This window comes from Pseudoteredinibacter isoporae, assembly GCF_011602085.1.
In the GTDB taxonomy this organism is placed as follows: Bacteria; Pseudomonadota; Gammaproteobacteria; order Pseudomonadales; family Cellvibrionaceae; genus Pseudoteredinibacter; species Pseudoteredinibacter isoporae.
The window spans coordinates 1086673-1108458 of the sequence record NZ_JAAONY010000002.1; the positions used below are offsets into that span (position 1 = coordinate 1086673).

20 protein-coding genes are annotated in these 21786 nt (G+C 48.6%); 15 read left to right on the top strand and 5 right to left on the bottom strand.

Going from position 1 to position 21786, the window contains the following annotated elements:
* A complete protein-coding gene (locus G8768_RS13320) occupies positions 1–2373 on the bottom strand; it encodes an oxidoreductase (protein WP_166845937.1) in 2373 nt (790 codons plus the stop codon).
* 228 nt (positions 2374–2601) lie between these two features.
* On the opposite strand from G8768_RS13320, the gene G8768_RS13325 reads away from it, so the two are divergent.
* The 3 genes from G8768_RS13325 to G8768_RS13335 all read left to right on the top strand — a co-directional run bounded on the left by G8768_RS13325 (position 2602) and on the right by G8768_RS13335 (position 4502).
* Positions 2602–3054 carry a MarR family winged helix-turn-helix transcriptional regulator gene (locus tag G8768_RS13325; protein ID WP_166845935.1) on the top strand — a complete coding sequence of 151 codons (453 nt, stop codon included), beginning with the start codon at positions 2602–2604 and terminating at the stop codon, positions 3052–3054.
* 19 nt (positions 3055–3073) lie between these two features.
* Positions 3074–3484: a VanZ family protein gene (locus G8768_RS13330; protein WP_166845933.1), complete on the top strand. Its 411-nt coding sequence runs from the start codon at positions 3074–3076 to the stop codon at positions 3482–3484.
* Between the two features lie 112 nt (positions 3485–3596).
* Positions 3597–4502, top strand: a complete 906-nt coding sequence (locus G8768_RS13335) for an ion channel (protein ID WP_208020171.1) — start codon at positions 3597–3599, stop codon at positions 4500–4502.
* A 273-nt stretch (positions 4503–4775) separates the two neighbouring features.
* On the opposite strand, the gene G8768_RS13340 is transcribed toward G8768_RS13335, so the two are convergent.
* On the bottom strand, positions 4776–5552 hold the full coding sequence (locus G8768_RS13340) for an SDR family NAD(P)-dependent oxidoreductase (protein ID WP_166845931.1): 777 nt from the start codon (positions 5550–5552) through the stop codon (positions 4776–4778).
* Positions 5553–5823: 271 nt separating this feature from the next.
* Between G8768_RS13340 and G8768_RS13345 the strand changes: the two genes are divergently transcribed.
* From G8768_RS13345 to G8768_RS13400, 12 genes are all read left to right on the top strand, one after another.
* A complete protein-coding gene (locus G8768_RS13345) occupies positions 5824–6294 on the top strand; it encodes an Lrp/AsnC family transcriptional regulator (RefSeq protein ID WP_166845929.1) in 471 nt (156 codons plus the stop codon).
* Positions 6295–6562: 268 nt separating this feature from the next.
* Positions 6563–7171 (top strand): TetR/AcrR family transcriptional regulator, encoded by a 609-nt coding sequence (locus G8768_RS13350; RefSeq protein WP_166845927.1) that lies wholly within the window; start codon positions 6563–6565, stop codon positions 7169–7171.
* Positions 7172–7195: 24 nt separating this feature from the next.
* Positions 7196–8305 carry an NADH:flavin oxidoreductase gene (locus tag G8768_RS13355; RefSeq protein ID WP_166845925.1) on the top strand — a complete coding sequence of 370 codons (1110 nt, stop codon included), beginning with the start codon at positions 7196–7198 and terminating at the stop codon, positions 8303–8305.
* Positions 8306–8528: 223 nt separating this feature from the next.
* A complete protein-coding gene (locus tag G8768_RS13360) occupies positions 8529–9935 on the top strand; it encodes a DNA-3-methyladenine glycosylase 2 family protein (protein ID WP_208020172.1) in 1407 nt (468 codons plus the stop codon).
* Complete coding sequence (locus tag G8768_RS13365) at positions 9932–10408, top strand: methylated-DNA--[protein]-cysteine S-methyltransferase (protein ID WP_166845923.1); 477 nt, start codon at positions 9932–9934, stop codon at positions 10406–10408. The genes G8768_RS13360 and G8768_RS13365 overlap by 4 nt, the downstream gene beginning before the upstream one ends.
* A gap of 109 nt (positions 10409–10517) precedes the next feature.
* Positions 10518–10979, top strand: a complete 462-nt coding sequence (locus tag G8768_RS13370) for a YccF domain-containing protein (RefSeq protein WP_166845921.1) — start codon at positions 10518–10520, stop codon at positions 10977–10979.
* Between the two features lie 408 nt (positions 10980–11387).
* On the top strand, positions 11388–12344 hold the full coding sequence (locus G8768_RS13375; RefSeq protein ID WP_166845918.1) for a hypothetical protein: 957 nt from the start codon (positions 11388–11390) through the stop codon (positions 12342–12344).
* Between the two features lie 194 nt (positions 12345–12538).
* Entirely contained in the window at positions 12539–13039 is a 501-nt protein-coding gene (locus tag G8768_RS13380) for an SRPBCC family protein (RefSeq protein ID WP_166845916.1), read from the top strand.
* A gap of 32 nt (positions 13040–13071) precedes the next feature.
* Positions 13072–13926 carry an AraC family transcriptional regulator gene (locus tag G8768_RS13385; RefSeq protein WP_166845914.1) on the top strand — a complete coding sequence of 285 codons (855 nt, stop codon included), beginning with the start codon at positions 13072–13074 and terminating at the stop codon, positions 13924–13926.
* 191 nt (positions 13927–14117) lie between these two features.
* A complete protein-coding gene (locus G8768_RS13390) occupies positions 14118–15521 on the top strand; it encodes a pyridoxal phosphate-dependent decarboxylase family protein (protein WP_341801008.1) in 1404 nt (467 codons plus the stop codon).
* Between the two features lie 95 nt (positions 15522–15616).
* The gene (locus tag G8768_RS13395; protein WP_166845912.1) at positions 15617–16531 is read left to right on the top strand and encodes an SDR family NAD(P)-dependent oxidoreductase; all 915 of its coding nucleotides are present in this window, start codon (positions 15617–15619) and stop codon (positions 16529–16531) included.
* Between the two features lie 118 nt (positions 16532–16649).
* Positions 16650–17201: a sel1 repeat family protein gene (locus tag G8768_RS13400; RefSeq protein WP_184679380.1), complete on the top strand. Its 552-nt coding sequence runs from the start codon at positions 16650–16652 to the stop codon at positions 17199–17201.
* Between the two features lie 162 nt (positions 17202–17363).
* Here the strand turns inward: G8768_RS13400 and G8768_RS13405 are convergent, their stop codons facing one another.
* The 3 genes from G8768_RS13405 to G8768_RS13415 all read right to left on the bottom strand — a co-directional run bounded on the left by G8768_RS13405 (position 17364) and on the right by G8768_RS13415 (position 21785).
* A complete protein-coding gene (locus tag G8768_RS13405) occupies positions 17364–18002 on the bottom strand; it encodes an exonuclease domain-containing protein (protein ID WP_166845910.1) in 639 nt (212 codons plus the stop codon).
* Complete coding sequence (locus G8768_RS13410) at positions 18002–19876, bottom strand: DUF294 nucleotidyltransferase-like domain-containing protein (protein WP_166845908.1); 1875 nt, start codon at positions 19874–19876, stop codon at positions 18002–18004. The genes G8768_RS13405 and G8768_RS13410 overlap by 1 nt, the downstream gene beginning before the upstream one ends.
* Before the next feature lie 205 nt (positions 19877–20081).
* Positions 20082–21785 (bottom strand): sodium:solute symporter family protein, encoded by a 1704-nt coding sequence (locus G8768_RS13415; RefSeq protein ID WP_166845905.1) that lies wholly within the window; start codon positions 21783–21785, stop codon positions 20082–20084.
* Position 21786 lies beyond the last annotated feature (1 nt).

Consider the following 21786-nt stretch of genomic DNA (forward strand, 5'->3'; position numbering starts at 1 on the left):
TCAGGAATGACGGAACTCATCGGTTCGATCGGTCGCATGACGTTTTGGCTTGGCCTTGCGCTGCAATTCCAGCTGCTGTTCACGAGCCTTGGTTTGTACCGAATAGGCCTGGGCCTGACCACTGAGATATTGTTTTTCCCAACCCTGATCTACCGTCACACCGTAACGAGCAGCTTCATGACGCGTGAAATACGGATTCCACAAATGCGGACGACCAATCGCCACCAGATCAGCGCGGCGGGTATGCAGGATCGTATTCACCTGACCTCCATCGGTGATATTACCCACCGCCATGGTTGCCAGACCGGTCAGGTTCCGAATTGCTTCAGAGAACTGCACTTGGAACATACGACCATAAGTTGGTTTCTGATCCGCCACCGTCTGACCCGCTGACACATCGATCAAATCACATCCAGCGGCACTGAAAGCTTTCGCTATCGCCACAGTATCTTCTTCGGTAATGCCGCCTTCAACCCAGTCACAGGCAGAGATACGCACCGACATCGGCTTGTTCGCAGGCCACACATCTCGAATGGCAGAGAACACTTCCAGCGGGAAACGCACACGATTTTCAACGCTGCCGCCATATTCATCACTGCGCTGGTTGGTCAGTGGCGAAAGGAAAGAAGCCAGCAAATAACCGTGGGCACAGTGCAACTCCAACATATCGAAGCCAGCGCGATCGGCGCGAGCTGCGGCCTGAACAAAATCGGTCACAATGCGATCCATACCGGCGCGATCCAACTCTGCCGGCACCTGGGAAACATCATCAAAATACGGCAGCGGTGAGGCCGAAACCAGAGGCCAATTCGCGTCGTTATTGGCGATGGGCATATCCATTTTTTCCCAACCCAACTGCGTCGAACCTTTACGACCCGCGTGACCCAGCTGCATACAAATCTTGGTCTCCGTGTTGTCGTGTACGAAATCCACAATGCGTTTCCACTGAGCTTCGTGCTCATCGGTCCACATCCCCGGACAACCTTCGGTAATGCGCGCATCCGACGATGGGCAAGTCATCTCCGTATACATCAAGCCCATACCACCGGTGGCACGGCTGCTGTAGTGAATGTGATGCCATTCCGTGAGATTGCCGTCCTTATCCGCTGAGTACTGCGCCATAGGCGACATGACGACACGGTTGCGCAGTTCCAGCTCACGCAATTTATAAGGTGTAAACATTGGCGTTGGACGGCTATCGCGAACATCCACGCCCGTTTCTTCGTAGTAGCGTTGATACCACTCGGTATCTGCCGCCTTCACAAAACGCTCATCACGCAGAATCAAATTATCATAAGTCACGGACTTGGCACGACACATAACCACCATGGCAAATTGCATAGGGTCCATATCCCAGGAGCGATCCATATGCTCGAACCAGGCCAGGGAAACGTCGGCATTATGCTGAACAATTTGTGCCGGTGTACGGCGTAGTTCATCGTAACGTTTGAAGCAGGCTTCAACGCCTTCCTGGTGTTTTTCCATCACTGCATCGTGCAATCCAATCGCACACTCCATGGCCAGTTTGGTACCCGAACCGATGGAATAATGAGCCGATGCTTTGGCATCGCCCAAAATGGTAATGTTTTTGTGATACCAGTTGTTGCAGAAAATACGCGGGAACTGACGCCACCAGCTGCGGTTCAGAATCAAGCCATGACCTTCCAGCTCTTCGGCAAAAATCGCTTCCAGTTTTGCGCGACTATCTTCTTCGTTTTGCTCTTCAAATTCAAAACCCTGCCAGCACTCATCCGACATTTCGAAAATCCAGGTCGACATGCCCGGCTCGTACTGATAAGTGTGTGCACAAATCAAACCGTGCTCGGTTTCTTTAAAGAAGTAGGTGAAATCTTTCAGCGGGCGCGAGGAGCCCATCCACACAAAACGGTTGGACTTGATTTCAGTCGTTGGGTTAAAGCCTTCTTTGAAGTACTCACGGGTTGCAGAAGCGATGCCGTCAGACGCCAGAATCATATCGGAATCGGCAAAGCGGGTTTCATACTCCGAAGGATCGATACGCGCTTCAAAGTGCATCTTGATACCCAGTTCCTGGCAGCGCCCCTGCAACAAGTTCAGCAGGCTAACGCGTGACGTTCCACAGAAACCATTACCGGAACAACGGATTTTCTCACCCTTGTAACTGATGACAATGTCATCCCAGTAGGCAAAATCGTCGCGAATCCGCTCGTAGGACTCGGGGTCACGGGACAGAAATTCATCCAGGGTATCGTCCGAGAACACCACACCAAAACCAAAGGTGTCGTCACATTTGTTTTGCTCGTAAATCTCGATATCCCAATCTGGCTGCGCTTTCTTGGTAAGCAGCGCGAAATACATCCCGCCAGGTCCACCGCCGATCACTGTAATTTTCATGGCCATAACCCCTTGTTTAAACAAGCATTTATCTGATTTCAGGGTTTTGCGCTGATCACCTTGAAGGCACACCTCACAAGACCCGGTTTCACTCAATATGGAGATAATATATATTACACGTAATATATAAACAAGTCATATTTTGCCCTGGTGAATAATTACCCTTAAAATACTGCCCCAGACGCCTACAAAAACAACAGCAATGGCGAAACAGGAAGTACAAACCCGATGTCCAGTGATAAATACCTACGCGTTTGGCTACAGCTAGCCAAAAGCTCCAAATCTATCGAACAAGAGATGGAAACCCGCTTCCATCAGCGCTTTAAACAGAGCATGTCTCGGTTCGATGTTCTGTCTCAACTCTACCGCTATTCCCCGGAAGGCCTGCCCATGGGCAAAGTCGCCGAGCAGCTGCTGGCCAGCCGCGGCAATATCACCCGCCTGGTGGATAGAATGGTCAATGAGCATTTGATTGAACGCAGTGCCAGCCCTCTGGACCGTCGGGTTATTCAAATCCGAATTACCGAAAAAGGTCTGCAATTGTTTGAAGAGATGGCCCAGGCCCACGCCGATTGGAGCCATGAACTCCTCGGTGATCTAACGCCCTTGGAAATTGATCAGTTATTGCATCTGTTGAAACGTGCCAACAGCGCTTTTAAAGTGGCCACTGAACCCGAGTAAATACAGCAAGGCACCCACGTTGCTTTTTTGGACCCAACCTCATAGCAGCCCCCTGCTTCGGAACAGCCGCCATTTGCGCTGGGGCTTGTTTATTGCCCTGCTTGCTATCGCACTGTTTTTTAATTTAAGCCCCAGCCCCGGCAAAGGCTTCAGTCTAATTTGGGACAAAGCTCTGCACTTTATCTGCTGGGGAACCGTAGCGGGTGCCTTTGGCCTGGCGGCTTACCCATATAAACCCCGCTTGCCGAGCTTTACTGTGCTGTTGTTGATTGCCAGTGCGGCGGAAACTGGCCAACTCTGGGTACCTGGCCGACTCTTCGATTGGGGAGATATTCTCGCCAATGCTCTGGGCCTGATCGCCGCCTTTCTGTTTTGGCTGGCTATTTTGTCATTCCGCAATAAGCAACATCCTGATACTTCCTTTTCTTGACCCCACCCTCACCGGGCGTTACCGAAATCGAGCGTGCTAGCAAAGCCCGGACTTTTGACTATCCTCAATGTAAGCCGAGATAAGACACAAAAGTAAAATTAAGGGGTGCTGGGTGTTTGAAGATGACCGCAAATGGCAGCAAGGCGAGATGCTGTCCTGTAATGATGTAGCCGAACAGTTGCAACAACGTGCACGCACAGGCCAGGCCATGCGTGATTTCAAATTGAAAGCCTGCGAGTTGGAAAACGTTAATTTGGTAAACCACAACTCGAAGCACGGCTACCGTTTGATCGACAGTGATTTGTATCGTGCCAATATGCGTGGTGCGCATTGTTTTATGCTCGATCTCAGCGGCAGCTCTCTTATGAAAGCCGACTTCACTGGCGCCAATTTACATTGTGCAAACCTCAGTAACTGCAATCTTCTGGGCACCAAGTTTCATGATGCCAAACTTGAGCATGTGCGCTGGGGAGATAAAGTCATTCAGGAATGCAAAGCCGATGAAAGCGGCAGCCGCGAAGAGCAACTGGATTTATACGAGCAGGCCGAAGAAATTTATCGGCACTTGCGCAAGGTGTTTGAAAACCAGGGTTTGTTTGAAAATGCCGGCTATTTCTTTGAACGCGAAATGGTTGTGCGCCGCAAGCAAATGCCCCAATATTCTTCGCGTCGCTTTATCTCAAAAATTGTTGATTTATTTTGTGGCTACGGAGAGCAACCCATTCGGGTAGTCGCGTTCAGTAGCTTGGCCATTTTGGGCTTTGCAACGCTTTACTTTTTTTCTGGCATCAGTTTCGCTGGAGAACACATTGCATTCAGTACCTCCGCAAATTGGCAAAGTAATCTGGTTGCTTATTTGGAAAGTGTCTATTTCAGCATTGTCACATTCACAACACTGGGCTATGGGGACATCACCCCCACAGGGCTGTCGCGATTATTTGCTTCCATCGAAGCGCTGATGGGCAGCTTTACCCTGGCATTGTTTGTTGTGGTTTTTGTTAAGAAAATGACACGTTAGTCCTCCTTATGAAAAAATACGGCTTCGAAACGGTAAAGAGTGAAAACCGCTTTTGTCACGAGCGGCGGCCCTCCAGGCTGCCCTCTCTCACAAAAAGGCCAAGCAAAATACGCTCGTCTTTTTTGTTCACTCTGCGCTCGCTCTAAACTGTGACAAAAGCGGTTTTCACTCTTCACCTAAAATCGGAATTGAATTTAAAAATTAATCAATCCTAAAAACAAAAAAGCGCGACTCTTTAGAGTCACGCCTTCTCAATCTTCAACCGTCTCGGAATTAACGCGGCTGCATACGAATACCGCCATCCAAGCGGATAGTTTCAGCATTCAAGTAAGCGTTTTGCGCAATGGTCACCACCAGATCACCGAACTCGGACGGCAAACCCAAACGTTTCGGGAACTGCACATTGGCAATCAAAGAATCTTTTACATTGTCCGGCAGGGATTCCAGCAACGGAGTACCCATGATGCCCGGTGCAATGGTATTCACACGAACACCAACACTGGCAAGATCGCGGGCCATTGGCAGAGTCATGCCAACAATACCACCCTTACTGGCCGAGTAGGCAGCCTGACCCATCTGACCATCAAAGGCGGCAACAGAAGCGGTGTTTACAATCACGCCACGTTCCAGGGCTTCGCCCATTGGCTCGTTCTTGGCCATTTGCTCAGCCGCCAAACGTGCCACATTGAAAGAACCAATCAAGTTAACGCTGATGACTTTATTGAAGTCACCCAGATCCAGAGCCTGGCCCTCGCGGTTCAGCACCTTACCCGCGGTCGCAATACCCGCGCAGTTCACCAGAATATGAATCGCACCAAATGCGTTTACCGCATCCGCAATGCCGGCAGCCACAGAGGCCTCGTCCGTCACATTCACCACGCTGAAACAAGCGCGATCGCTGCCCAGCTCAGAAACGGCTTGCTGGCCCGCTTCTTCATTCATATCGAAAATGGCAACGTTAACGCCAGCAGCAACCAATTGATCACAGCTTGCACGACCCAAACCCGACGCTCCACCGGTCACAATGGCGACTTTATTTGTGAGTTCCATAGCTTCTCCACATTGATAAGTGCAAATTAAACTCAGCTCAGAAATTTGGCTGAGCATAATGAAATAGGTCAGCTGTTATACCACAATCGGCCCTATCAACTCCTGCCCGTTTCTTACAATTGGCTTGATCAACCCAACTGGCGCCTAAATCACCCTTATTGCCAACGGTTACGCTCGTCTAAATTGTCAGAATATTTTTGCCCATTTAGTGACAGATCCAAATATCTGACTAGACTTAGGACATTAACCTACAAGTTAGAGAGAAATTAGGATGTCAGATACTTTTGCCTTGGATGAATTTGATCGCAAGATCCTGCGCGCCCTGCAGGAGAATGCCGATTATTCTATGGCTGAGTTGGGAGAAGCTGTGGGCCTGTCTCATACTCCCTGCTGGCGGCGTATCAAGCGCTTGGAAAAAGAAGGGATTATTCAAGGACGAGTGACATTGCTGAACCCCGAGTCATTGTCACTTGGCGTCTCAGTCCACGCTTACATCACCATGACCAAACACGATGAAGCTTCCCTAACCGCCTTTGAAGATGCCGTGCAGGAAATGCCAGAAGTCGTTGAGTGCTATTCAACCAGTGGAGAAAAAGATTATCTCCTGAAAGTGGTGGTCGGCAGTGTGGATCACTATGAAACGGTATTGAAAACCCGTCTGGTGCACCTGCCCAACGTGGCCTCAGTGAATTCCACCTTTGCCCTGAAGCAAGTTAAATTCACCACCCAGCTCCCCATTTAAAGGGGCCTGAGGGCGTTTTCGCCCGCCCATAAAAAAACCCGCCTCAAGGGCGGGTAAGTATTCAATATAGGAGGAGAGCAATGTAACTTGCTGTCTTCTTAGTCTGTCCTGGGCGCGATTAGTTCCAGAACCCATTCGGATTAACCAAACTTCACTCATATCTACCCGCCAAAGGTGTCATTCAAACCTCTGCTTGGTCACTTTTACCCCTATTAACTTACCTACTAGTAGGTTAATTTACGCAGCACCCGATTAATGACCCAAAACCATGACCCCAGATATCAGCCAACCCAAGCAGGTGCGCAAAAAGAACCGCAAGCAGGAGATCATCCAGATCAGCCTGGAACTGCTGCAAACCCAGGGCTATGAAAACTTCAGCTATCAGGACATCTCCAGTGCCCTGGGTATCACCAAAGCCAGTATTCATTACCATTTCCCCAAGAAAGAAGACTTGGGGCTGGCGCTTTGCGGGGCCATTAAGCAGTGGCATGAAGACCTATTCCTGAATCTGCGCGACAGCGATCACAGCGCCAAAGACAAGCTGCGCATTTTTGTGGAAGCGCTACTGAGTTACGCCGAAGGCCCCTACAAGGTCTGCCCCCTCAGTTCACTGCAAGCTGATGTGGCTAAACTTCCGGATACCCTGCTGCCTGCTTTGCAGGATCTGGATCGTCATGAGCTGGATTTTGTCAGCCAGGTACTCGAAGAAGGCCGCCAGAACGGCGAGTTTCATTTTCCGGGCGATGCCCAAGCCCAGGCCAGTATTTTTGTGCTGAGCCTAAAAGGGGCACTGCAATACTCCCGCATTCATGGCGGCGAGTGGATCTCACCCGTATTACAACAACTTGATCAGCTGCTGCAGGCCAGCAGCACCTAAACATCGCTAAAGCAAGAGAACATTATGAGCAATTCCGATACCCTGTTCCGCCCGGCCAAGCTCGGCCAACTCGAACTGCCAAACCGCATCGTTATGGCCCCAATGACTCGCACCGCCTCACCGGGCAATGTGCCCAATGATATGGTGGTCGAGTACTACCGTCGCCGCGCTGCGGGTGGTACAGGCCTGATCATCACCGAGGGCACCTGCATCAACCACAAAGCGGCCAATGGCTATGAAAACGTCCCCTTCTTCTATGGCGAAGAGGCCCTGGAAGGCTGGAAAAAAGTCGTTGATGCCGTGCACGCCGAAGGTGGCAAAATTGCCCCTCAGTTATGGCATGTAGGCGCAATTCGTCGCCCGGGTACCGAGCCAGACAAAGACGTACCCGGTTACAGCCCAAGCGGCATGGCCAAGGCCGGTAAAGTAACCGGTCACGCCATGACCAAAGAAGACATCGCCGACGTTGTTGCCGCCTTTGCCCAAGGCGCCAAAGACGCGAAAGCCATTGGCATGGATGCCATCGAAATCCACGGTGCCCATGGTTATCTGATCGATCAGTTCTTCTGGGAAGGCAGTAATCAACGTGACGACGAGTATGGCGGCAGCCTGGAAAATCGCTCGCGCTTTGCTATCGAAATCATCAAAGCCTGTCGCGAAGCGGTTGGTCCGGATTTCCCGATTATTCTGCGCTGGTCACAGTGGAAACAGCAGGACTACCCTGCTCGTTTGGTCAACAACCCGGAAGAACTAGAAGCCTTTATCAAACCACTTTCGGATGCAGGCGTGGATATCTTCCACTGTTCAACACGACGCTTCTGGGAGCCGGAGTTCGAGGGCAGCGATCTGAACCTGGCCGGCTGGGTGAAGAAAATCAGCGGTAAGCCCACCATCACCGTCGGCAGCGTCAGCTTGAACGCGGACTTCCTGCCCGTAGATGGCACCGCCATGTTCCGCGAAGCCGAGCCTGCCAGCCTGGATAACCTGATCCAGCGTATGGAAGCCGATGAGTTTGATCTGGTGGCTGTAGGCCGCGCTCTGATTGCCAACCCGGACTGGCCGAAAATGGTTCAGGAAGGTCGCATGAGCGAGATGGCCGCCTACGAAAAAGACATGCTGTTTAAGCTGGTCTGATTCCTGAAGGCCGGGGAGCCCCCCGGCCTTTCGCTTCTCTTTTTTATCATCCCTCTTCGTCTTTCTATTCACCTCCCTGTTCTCAATCCAATCCAGCATTGCTCTTAAGTTTCCGAAATCGATTCCCCCTGTCCACGCACCCCGGCCTCCATAGGGAGTTAAGGTTCAGTTCCGAATCCCGCTAGTCAATACTCCCTCAGGCAGTACAATACTGGAAACAGCAATGGAAAACGCCATGACCGCCAACTTCAACAATGAGCAATTTCATCAAGCCCGCCTGAGCCGTGATGCGCGCTTTGATGGCTTGTTTTATGTGGCGGTAAAAACCACTGGTATCTACTGTCGTCCGATTTGCCCGGCACCGGCTGCAAAAGAAAAGAATGTTGATTATTACGAACACGCCTGGCAGGCCCAAGCGGATGGTTTTCGTCCCTGCTATCGCTGTCGCCCCGATGCCAGCCCGGGTTCGGCCGCCTGGCGAGGTACCCACAGTAGCGTCAGTCGTGCAATGTCCCTCATCGACGATGGTGTACTCGATGAACAAGCCATGCCTGAACTGGCTGAACGTTTGGGAATGAGTGATCGTTATCTGCGTAAACTGTTTCAGCAACACATTGGTTTATCGCCCCAACACTACGCCCAACTCAAACGTTGTGATTTTGCGAAGCAACTCGTTCAAAGCAGTCAATTGAGCATTACCGATATTGCCCTCGCCAGTGGCTTTGGCAGCGTTCGGCAATTCAATGAACAATTTAAAAAATACGCAGGCCAAACACCGTCTTCATTGCGCAAGCAGGCCAGAAATAATAAAACAGAGAATATCATTGAACTGCCTCTATACTACCGTCCACCTTATAACTGGAAACAGTTCAATCGATTTTTAAGCAAACGTTATTTGAATGGTTTGGAATGGCTGGACGACAACAGCTACGGGCGTAGTTTCAGCTGGCAAGGCAGTGAACATATCAGTCACGGAAAATTTACCGTCCACCATCAGCCCCAAAAAAATGGTTTTCTCCTAAAGCTGGAAATTGATCAACTGGCCGACCTGCGTGCCGTCATTGCCAATATTCGTCGTCTGCTGGATCTCGATGCCAATAGCCTGCTCATTGAACAGCAACTGCAAAAGGCCTGCCCGGAACTCACACTCTGTGAGGGTTTGCGTCTGCCGGGCACGTGGGATGCTTATGAAGCTGGTATTCGAGCCATTCTCGGGCAGCAGATTTCAGTGCAAGCCGCAAAGCAGCATATGGAAAACCTGCTGAAGCATTATGGCGAACATAAAAACGGCCAGGTATATTTTCCAAAGGCCGAAACACTTGCGGCCATGGATTTCGATATATTTAAAATGCCAGGTGCCCGCAAAGCGTGCTTGAAAAACTTCGCCCGCTACTATTGCCAGCATGCCCCCTGGACATTAAACGCCGAAGAATGGTTGGCACTGAAAGGCATCGGCCCATGGACGGTGAATTACGCCACCATGCGCGGACAAAGCCAGCCGGATATTTTACTGGACGGTGATCTGGGCGTTAAAAAAGGTCTGGACCAACATGGAATTCATATCGACTGCGATGCGGCCAAGCCCTGGCGCAGTTATCTAACCTTACAACTCTGGGAGCTACTGCAATGAGCGCAAGCCGCTACCCCTTTCGTGAATTTATCGACACCCCGGTGGGCTGTCTGCAGATCTGCGCCGATGATGATGGCATAGCGGCGCTGCTGTACGCGCCCGAAGACGGCGCACAAGAAGAAAGCAATGCCCACACTCGGCAGGCTAAACAACAGTTGGAAGAGTATTTTCAAGGTAAACGCCAACACTTTGATCTCAGCATCAGTGTCAAAGGCACCGACTTTCAGCAATCAGTTTGGCAACAGTTGAAAGCGATCCCATATGGGGAATGTCGCAGCTATGCCGACATTGCCAATATCCTCGATAAACCCAAAGCAGTAAGAGCCGTTGGTGCTGCAAATGGCCGCAATCCGCTGCCCATCATCGTGCCCTGCCATCGGGTGATTGGCAGCAATGGCGCGCTAACCGGTTTTGCGGGCGGCCTGGATATGAAGGAGTGGTTACTCCGTCATGAAGGCTATTTGATGATTTAGTCGCCGTTTTGAACAACATCGGCCATTTTTATCAAGAAACGTTAACTTCTGCCTCTCAATCTAGGACAATGGCGTCTAAAGCGGTAAGACAAACTAATGAGGGAAAGCAATGTTACGTTTAGTGTTGAATATTCTATGGTTACTGTTGGGTGGCGGTATTGTCGCTGGCCTGGTCTGGATGTTTATCAGCTTGCTCTGCTTTATTTCCATCGTCGGTATTCCATGGGGCCGCGCCTGTTTTAACATTGCCCTGTTCAGTTTTTGGCCATTTGGTAGTGACGCCATTGACCGTGAAGAATTAAAAGGTCGTGAAGACATTGGCACCAGCCCCTTCGGTACCATTGGCAATATTATCTGGTTCTTCCTGGCCGGTATCTGGTTGGCCATCGCCCATGTGTGTGTTGCGATCTGTTATGCCCTAACCATTATCGGTATTCCGTTCGCTATCCAGCACATTAAGTTTGCCGGTATTTCCCTGGCTCCGATTGGTAAGTCAGTTGTCAGTTATGAAGTAGCTGCAGCCGCGAAGGCCAAGAATGCGGCGGCGAAAGTAGATGCGATACGGTCGTAATAGCTCCAACTGATATGTAAGTCGAAACGCCCCCTTTGGGGCGTTTTCTTGCTAAAATCTAAAAATCCCCCCCAACCAAAGCCCTCATACACTCGATTAACCACCCACCTATAAGCAATGGGCATGGTCTAAATCTCATTTCAGTCAAACAGGGATAAATTATAAACTAGTGTCACAAAAATCCTCTCCCCCGTACTCAGAGCAGCATATGTGTCATAATTGAAACTCAGGTAAAAAAATAACAAATTTTTGCAAAGCAATAACTATCCAAGAAAGCAATCTACTAGTATAAATTTTACATGCCATATCAAACCAGTTTTCACATTCTTATGTGTTGATTAAAATTATAACAGGTCAAATCTAAACGAAAGACTGATGATTTCACTACCAAACACAAGGAATTTCTAAATGGAACCTGAGCTTAGAGCATTGTTGGATGTATTGGAAAAATCAAACTCTACAAACTTAGTTAAAGATTACATACTTCCCCTTGCTATTGTATTTATGGGAGGAGTAATCGCACACATTTCCACTTCATACATGAGATACTTAGATGCCCAAAAAGAGAAAATTGACATTGCAAATGACTGGATTTTGGGATTTCAGCAGGCATTTAATTCTCTAATAGCCATAAAATCTAACTATCATAATAAATTAACCGCGTCACCTTTACAGAGAGCGGGTTCCTTTCCTAGGACAATAGGATCAGCTAAAAAACTAGACCTTCAAGTAAGCAAGTTATCCTTTATAGCTCAGCACACGAGTGATTTCTCAGAAATAGACAACAACCATAAAAATCCATCATACATATCAGCACTGCAGAGTAACTACAATCTTTTAATTGAAATTCTGATTCAGAGAAACAAACTATCAGAGGAAATTTCCTCATCTCTCTCAAAAAAAATCTCCCCGGATGTCTCTAATACAACTTTAGATCTAGATGAAATATACACGGAGGTCAGCCCACTTATTTTTCTGAGGTATATTCAACTAACAGAACAAGCAATAAAAATGACAGATGAATTAGCAATAGCGATCCATAATTTCTTATGCAAATTCACCGATATATGCCGATATGCAATCGACACGAAAAGAGTCAAACACTACAGAAGAATAATGGACGTCTACTACGATCACCTCGAACTTCTCAATAAGTCTCCAGATGTTGATTACGATGCCTTAGGTCTCCTTCTGGGAATCAGCGCGCAACTTGCCAAAGAAAAGTTTGTTACCGGATATGAGGATCAACCAAAACCTATTAGGAAAACAACTGATATGTTAAAGAATCCAAGCGTAAATCAAAGTATTAGACAGCATAAAGAAGATATCGCCATTGAAAAACACCACAAATATTGGTGGAAATAGGTAGTGTCGCATCGAAATTCATATAAAGCCACATGCAAGGTGACGACTCTAAATGGGACTACGATCAAATTTATCTTACTATCATAAATAGCTATATCAGCTCAGCAAAAAATATCAAAACACCCCAACCTCATATCCCTATAGTAACTCCATCAAACAACAGCCATCCCAAGGCTAAACGTACCGGAGAGACTATGAACATCACGAAAACTGTTATTGTCGACAAACCTGCTGATCAGGTTTGGGATTTGATCGCACATCAATTTGATAAGGCCCATTTGTGGATGGGGCCGATTAAAGATTCTGTGGCACTGGGGGAAGGTCATGGCCTCGCGGGTGCCCCAATGGAGGGGCGAATGTGTGATCTGACCGACAACCCCAACGGCGCCAAGGCAAAGGAAATCATTACGCACTTCAGTGAACAGGATAAGAGCCTGACCTTTGATGTGTTTCCGGTAAATAATCCTGCGATTATTCCGATTAAGCAAAATACCGTTCAAATGTCGGTACATACCATTAACAGTGGTCAAAGTGAAGTTGTTTGGATAGCTTCACCGCAAATAAAAACATTGGCTTATCCGTTTTACCCTCTGTTGCGCCTGATTTTTCCCGTCGCTTTTGGCAAACTACTGCAAGGATTAAAGGACTATGCCGAAACCCATTTGCCAGAGCAGAAGATGTCCCTGGCCAGCTAAATCAACCCGCGTTTGAAATGAGGACAAGTGAGATGCAGCGTTTCTTCAAAAGCATTGAATACATCGAGGCACATTTACACGAGAAGATCAGTGTCCATGATATTGCCGCTGCTTCACATTATTCAACCTATCACTACAGCAGGGTGTTTAAAGCGTTGGTTGGGGATACTCCGAAAGAATATTTACGAAAGCGACGCTTGACCTTGGCAGCCAAACGTTTACTGACCGACGAGGTGGGCATCCTTGAATTGGCCATTGAAAGCCAGTTCGATTCCCAGGAAGCGTTCACGCGAGCTTTTAAGTCGCTCTTCAATATGACGCCCGCTCAATATCGTAAGATCAATGAGCCATTCCGTCTGCTGTATAAAAACCCGTTCAATGAGCAGGATATGGATTACCTGCAGAACCGAGTGAGTATGGAACCGGAAATTATCGAGCACCCGGCCATGAAAATTGTTGGCATCGCGACACAATATGATGATGGTGACTTGAGCCTGCCCAAACTCTGGTCGGCTTTTCGCCCTTATCGTGACAGCATTCCCAATCGAGTCGGGAAGGATTTTTTTGGCATCTATGAATCCTATGAAGAATCCGGAGACGAAATCCGATTTACGTACATCTGTTCAGCCCAGGTTGCCCATTTTGAAGAAGTACCAGAGGGAATGATTAGCCGAGAGCTGGATGCTCAAACTTATGCGCGCTTCACCCATACAGGCCCCATTGCTAATCTGGAACATACGCTGCGTTATATCTGGGGCAGCTGGCTACCCAAAAGCAATTACGAGTATGCTGACAAACCCGATTTTGAACTGTTACCGGCCGGCTTTAACGATGCCGATCCAGAGAATGTGATTTACTTGAATATTCCTGTGAGGCTTAAATCCTGATTTAACTAACAATAAGTTCGGAATGGAACTCGACACTCAACTTAGTTTCTGTAAAACGACTCGCGATCACTGTTCTGGTCAATTCAACAATACAGTGTCGACACTTGGCGCTTAACTGTACATGTAACGCCGACAGTTAATGAAATACTATCCCCTGAATACACAAACCATTTGAGAATAAGGGGAAAATCGTGTCCAGATCACTTCGCGATCGCATGTTTCAGGAGATGCAAGACAAAGACATCTTTGAGCAAGCTCGTGATTATGCTTATGAATATGCGAACACGGTTCAAGAGAGAACGGTGTTTCCATCCAGTAAAACCCTCGAACAACTCAAGGAACTGGATGGGCAGATGCCATCAGCCCCCGGTAATCCCCAACACCTTCTTGAAGAGCTTCATCGCTTCGGGTCACCTGCGACCGTTGCTCAAACAGGTGGGCGTTATTTTGGGTTGGTGAATGGTGGCGTTATTCCGGCCTCTCTTGCGGCACGTTGGTTATCCGATTTCTGGGACCAGAACACACCTCTTTATGTCACGTCGCCGGTTGTGTCTCAGTTGGAACACACAACCGAACGCTGGCTTAAACGGCTGCTCGGGCTTCCCGATGCAATCGTTGCCGGTTTTGTCAGTGGTAGTTCAATGGCCATACTCTGCGGTCTGGCCGCAGGCCGATATCGTTTGTTCAAAAATCAGGGGTGGGACATTAACGAGCAAGGATTTTGCGGTGCACCCAAAATCAACATTGTTGCCGGACGACACGCACATGGCACAGTAATCAAAGCGGCTGCTCTTCTGGGCTTTGGCGTTGCCAATATTCAGTGGGTTGATTGTGATGATCAGGGGAGAATAGACATTGATAAAATCCCACCTCTTGATCAGCAAACCCTGCTGATTCTCCAGGCAGGCAATGTTAATTCCGGCGCTTTCGATGATTTTTCAATTATTTGTAAGAGAGCGAAAGAAGCCGGCAGCTGGGTACACGTCGACGGTGCGTTTGGCTTATGGGCAGCAGCGAGTGAGCGACTAAAACATCTGACTCAAGGTATGGAAGATGCGAACTCTTTTTCGGTGGATGGTCATAAAACACTGAACACGCCTTACGACAATGGCATTGTCCTGTGTAATGATGAGGATGCCCTGGTCAAGGCTCTGCAGGCTTCCGGCTCGTACATTCTGTATAACGAAAAACGCGACGGTATGATGTACACACCGGAAATGTCTCGCCGAGCGCGTGTCGTGGAACTCTGGGCAGCCCTGAAATATCTGGGCGAATCGGGTGTTGATGAACTGGTCTATGGTCTGCACGAAAAAGCGGTAGAGTTTAGCCTGGCGCTTGAAGAGGAAGGCTTTCAAATTCTCAATAAGGTTGTATTCAATCAAATTCTTGTTGGCTTTAAAGATGATCACTGCACGCATCGGATAATTGAACACATTCAACGTTCAGGAGAATGCTGGGTAGGGGGCGGTTCCTGGGAAGATAAAGCAGTCATCCGTATCAGCGTTTGCTCATGGGCGACCACCAAAGAGGATATTGCTCGATCGGTAAGAGCTTTTGTAGCCGCCAGGGATGCCGTGCCAGGAGCTAGCCCCTAAATCGCAAGAAATATCAAAAACCGCACAAAGCCTTTTATTACGCTGTATCTGGATTGCCGTAAGGCGTAACGGATGAGAATGTAAAAGGCTTTATTATGATTGAAAGTGTATTCATCACTGGCGCAAACGCCGGTTTAGGCAAAGAAGCCGCCCGCCAACTGGCAGAAAAGCCCGGCATTAAGAAAATTTATCTGGGCTGTCGAAACCCCAGGAAAGCCCAAGACGCTAAAAAGGAACTGGAGCAAGCCACCGGAAAACGAATTTTCGAAATATTAACCATTGACGTCAGCGACTTAAAATCCGTACGCAGAGCTGCCGAAACACTCCCGGCAAGTGTTGATGCCCTGATCATGAATGCCGGAGGAACCGGAGGGCAAGGTTTCAATCAGCTGAATTCAGATGGCGTCACCCGGATCTTTGCCGTCAACCTATTAGGCCATGCAGTGCTGACAGAGGAATTGTTGAAAGCCAACAAACTTAAACAGGTCGCTCTGTATGCCGGCTCTGAAGCGGCCCGAGGGGTAGAAGAAATGGGCATGAAGCGCCCCGCCCTGAAAAGTTCATCCATTGAAGAGTTTGTGTCTATCGGCAATGGCTCTTTTTATGGTCCCACCAAGGACGCCACCACACCCTATGGTCCAATCAAATACATGGCGGCCTTGTGGATGTCCGCTATGGCTCGCCAACATACTCAAATTCGTTTTGTGACCATGAGCCCCGGAGCAACCACAGGCACTGAAGGATTCAATACCTTGCCGCCTCTCAAACGTTATGTCATGAAGGGTATGATGCAAGTTATGCTGATGCTCGGAAAGGTTCATAAAGTCGAAACCGGCGCACAACGCTATCTGGATGGTTTGTTTAACCCAAGGTATAAAAGCGGTGCTTTCTACGCCAGCAAGAAAGGTTTAACCGGGCCTGTAGGTGAGCAAGGGAAGATATTCTCTGATATTAACAATGAGACGTATCAGGATAATGCCTATATGGCAATTCAGCGTTTTTTGAAGTAGCCTTAGAATCACGCCGCAACGATACATTGGTAAAATTCATATAAAATGTAGTTGGATGATAGCGTATCATCTATCAAATCCAAAAAACTGGTTTTCATAGATATAAGGACTCAGATCAATGTATCGCCTATCCACAAGGACTGTAGCCACGCTCTCATTAGCCTTAGTTCTTGCAAGCCATAACTCATTTTCATCCAATAGCTGCACTCCAGAGGAAATTGGCTTAACAGCTGAGTCCTCAAATGCAGAAATGTTATTCTACACAGGAACATGTCACTATCGAAATGAGGATTTCATTGCTGCAGGAGAAAACTGGAAGAAACTGATTTCCTTAAACAGCGTCGATGAGAGCCTAGAAGAACTCAAAGTAACCGCTCACAATAATCTAGGTTACTTAATGTTCTTCGGCCTTGGTTTTAAAATGGATAAAGAACAAGCAATAGAACATTGGGTATATGCTTTAAGTAAAGGAAATGAAGAATCAGAATTTCATCTATGCCATGCCAGAGCAGATTCAAGACAGCCAACATATGATCATTTAAAAGCCATAGTTCATTGTGAAAGCGCAAAACTCATTTATGGCCGTAAACCAAACCCAGATGAAAGTGAGCAACAGGTGTTAAGTGTCATTGATGAATATTTGGACTTACTAGCGCAACAAATACCTTAGGCAGAACTTAGCAAACTATTTTAAAAACTCATATCTATGTATAGAAATCATGCAATCAATAGGCGATTTACTGTTTCAGTGCAATACATCAGATAGCTGATAATTTTAAACGCTATTTCCTAACTTTCCATTTCACCTATAAAAGAATTGACCACTATAACTCTAGCGACTTAAGCTCAACACCTCACCCAAACTCATCCTTTCCTCCCCGCCCATATAACTCATCTGGGCCAGAAACAGTTCGGCGGTTGCGAGGGCATCGGTCAGGGCATTGTGGGCCTTGTAAGTGGGCAGGTGGTAGCGTTCGCGGCATTGATTCAAACGCAGTGAATTAGCAACAGCTTGCCCTTGGCGATTGCGACGCTGATACTCGATGCGCATGGTATCAACCGCAAGCAAGCTGCTGTAACTGTTGTCGTGTTTCGCCAGGAAGGCAAGGTCCAGGCTGGCATGGTGGAGAAGTAAAACCCGGCCCTGTCGTGCCTGATGCAGTTCTGCCAAAGCCTCTTCCATGGTGTGGCCATCGTCGGTATCACAATCTCGAATGCCGTGGATAATCGCGCTGTCACCGACGCCGGAATGTTCACTGATCAGACAATGGCGCCCCTCGCCCGGGCATATAAAACCCTCAATGATGGGTACATAACCAATGCTGAGAATATCACCACTTTGAGGGTCGAGAGACGTCAGCTCCAGGTCCAGCGCCAGAAATTCCAATTCCCGGAAATCTTTATTCAGGGCTTTTACAAACCAGTCTTCTTGACCTCTCCCCAGAGAAAGTCGGTTAAGCCACTGAAACATTACATCATGCCTCGGGTAAATTTCAGTTTAAGCCCGGACTGACTGCGACTGACCACATCAAAGGCATCCTTCAGTTGGTGGCGGGATAGACTGGAGACGTCTTCCGGGCTGAGATAATTATCAGGTTTCTCTCCAGCGGCCATTTTCCGTCCTTGATGCTCCAGGCGCAAGTGAGAGATAAATTCATAGGCATCGCATAAATCTCGGGCATCTTTTAATGCCAGCATTTTTCCCTGGGAAATTTGTTGCAACCTTTTGAGTGTATTGACTTCTTTACAGCCTGTCGCCAGTGCATAAATGCGAGCAATATCAGTAACCGGCATCACACCTCGCAGTTTCATATCGAAGGTATTTTTGTGTTCACCATCGCGGGTTAGCACAAACTTTTTGAAAAAACTGAGCGGTGGTGTTAGCTGCAACGCATTATGTGTCAGGCTCGCCAGAAAGATGCTGTTCCCCTGGCAACGTTCGAGTACAGAATCTTGCAGCTCCTCAAACAGCGGCTCTTCCCCATAAATCATTCGCATATCGAAAAAGATACTGGAATGCATCAAAGCTTTTGGTGAAGGCTGATCGATCCAGCGGAAAAAACAGGCCTGCCATTTTTCCAACGGCTGGCGCCAGCGATCCGTGGTGGCCATAATATCGCCCGGACAATACACATAGCCACACTCATTCAAACCATCACATACGTAGCTGGCCAGAGCCTTAAAATAGGTATCGTGTTCAGGTTTTACCTTATTGGACAGCAGCAAACCGTTATCCTGATCAGACTTTGCCGACTGCTCCTGACGCCCTTGGGAACCAAAAGCCAGCCAAACAAAGGGGACAGGTGGCTCTCCCAACTGCTCAATCGCTTGATGGATAAGTTGTCGTGTAATGGCGTCGGTCACGGTCGTCACTACCCTGCCCACTTCTTCTGCCCGGGCATCGCGGGCAATCATATTGCGCAGCAAGGTTGGAATGTCTCTGGCAATTTGAACTAACCCTGCCCGATCTTTTACCCGGCTGGCTTCGCCAATCAGATAGACCGGTTCGGAGCGCTGATGCTTAATCACATCAGTAGCCGTCAAAATACCTTTGATCTGCCCTTTACCTGAGGCATCGAGATCAATCACGGGCAAGTGATGAATATTATGCGTCGACATAATCATCAATGCTTCAAAGAGCATAGCATCGTGGGCAACGGTAATCGGGTCGGTGGTCATGACTTCAGCGACGGGCACATCAAAATTTAAGCCCGCTGCAACCACCCGGGAACGTAAATCACGATCGGTCAGCACACCGCACAGGCCTTCTTCGGTAACCACCAACAGGCTGGATACCCGCTCTTCGGTCATCTTCCCGGCCGCTTCACGAACGGAAGCCATCGTATGAATGGTAATGGGTGAACGACTAATAACATCAGCTACCGTTTCAGTCAGTTGAGAGTTGCGCTCTTTAAAACGCACAGCCTGCCGTAAGCGCTTGGCATGGGCTTGATTAAAGAAGCGATCGAAGATGCGGTTTTCCCGTCGTAAGCTCTGAAAGGTCGTTTCATCAATTTGATACAACAAGCCGTCTTCCAGAACCACACAATGGTTGGTGACCTTATGGCCGGTCAGCAGAGATGGAAAACCGAAATAACCACCCACATCCACTTGATCAACCAACGCATTGTTTTGATCCCGGATTTCAAACGCGCCGCTGCGCACTATAAACAAGCGGGGGTTTTCTTCCTGGAATAAATTGGGCGTAGTGCCCTGTCGGTGATAGGCAATTTTCACAGCCTTGGCGGCACGTTGCAGAAGTGCATCTTCAAGATGATCAAAAGGAACGCAATCCAAAAGGAATTGTTCTATTTCCTGCACTTCAATTGAGCTTTCTTCACTCATATCGACTCCTTGCCCTGAAACAAAAAAAGCAACTTACTCTAGTCGGTTTGGGGGAAGAGTAAGTTGCCAAAGTGCGGTTGGGAACCGTACATTCGCAGATAAATTGTGACTGACGTTCAATTTACTGTGTTGCGATACCTCAAATAAGCATAAAAATTAACAAAGAGAATAATCAGCCGGGGCGCACCCCGGCATTCATCAGGTCTTAGTGGTCGTGGGCTACACCGGCACCTTTCGGGAAGCGGATGCTCTCTACCAGCTCCTGTACTTCAATCGGAGTAGATGGGGTCATGCGGCTTACGACAATGGAAACCACAAAGTTCAACATCATACCCAGGGTACCAATACCTTCTGGCGACACACCGAACCACCAGTTGTCGGCATTGTTCGCCGCCGGATCGACAAACTTGAAGTAAACAATGTAAGCCGTGGTAAACAACACACCGGTTACCATGCCAGCAATGGCGCCTTCTTTGTTCATCGATTTGGTGAAGATACCCAAAATAATCGCCGGGAAGAAAGAGGCTGCTGCCAATCCGAAGGCGAAGGCCACTACCTGTGCCACAAAGCCGGGCGGATAGATTCCGAGTAATCCCGACAGGACAATGGCAGTGGCGGCGGCAATCCGGGCAAACATCAACTCCTTCTTGTCGCTGATATCCGGCGCCAAATCCCGTTTCAATAAATCATGCGATATCGATGTCGATATCACCAATAGCAAGCCTGCGGAGGTTGAAAGCGCCGCGGCAATACCACCGGCAGCCACCAATGCAATAACCCAGGCGGGCAGATCGGCAATTTCCGGGTTCGCCAACACAATGATGTCACGGTCGACTTTCATTTCGTTGCGCTCATCACCGGAGTAGAACATCTTGCCGTCGTTGTTCTTATCTTCCCAGCTGATCAGACCAGTTCGTTCCCAGTTCTTGATCCAGCTTGGCGCTTTCGCGTATTCCGTACCTGTCGCTTCCGGCCCATTAATGGTGTTCACCATATTCACTCGGGCGAAGGTCGCTACGGCAGGTGCTGTGGTGTACAGGAAGGCAATGAACAACAGCGCCCAACCGGCCGACTTACGTGCATCACGTACCTTAGGTACAGTGAAGAAGCGCACAATCACGTGAGGCAATCCGGCAGTACCTACCATCAAGGCGGCCGTGATAAAGAAGACATCAATCGTCGACTTTGCCCCGCTGGTGTATTCCGTAAAGCCTAACTCACGAGACAGACCATCAAGTTTATCGAGGATAAACATATCGGTGCCCGCTTCTTTACCACCAAAACCCAACTGTGGAATCGGATTGCCGGTCATCAGCATGGAGATGAACACTGCCGGCACGGTATAAGCGAAAATCAGTACGCAGTACTGGGCAACCTGAGTGTAGGTAATGCCTTTCATACCACCGAGTACTGCGTAGAAGAACACCACGATACCACCGAGAATAACACCGGTCGTAACTTCTACCTCCAGGAAACGGGAGAAGACCACACCCACGCCACGCATTTGGCCAGCGATGTAAGTAAAGGAAACAAAGATCGCACACAATACCGCGACGCGACGCGCCATCTGTGAATAGTAACGATCACCGATAAAATCCGGCACGGTAAACTTACCGAATTTACGCAGATACGGCGCGAGGCACAGCGCAAGCAGCACGTAACCACCTGTCCAGCCCATCAGGTAAACCGAACCATCGTAACCGATAAAAGAAATGATACCGGCCATGGAGATAAACGAGGCCGCACTCATCCAATCCGCTGCGGTTGCCATACCGTTGGCAACCGGATGCACACCACCGCCAGCGACGTAAAATTCTTTGGTGGAACCCGCGCGGGCCCAAATTGCGATCGCGATGTACAGTGCGAAACTGGCACCGACAATGATCATGGTTAACACTTGAATACTCATG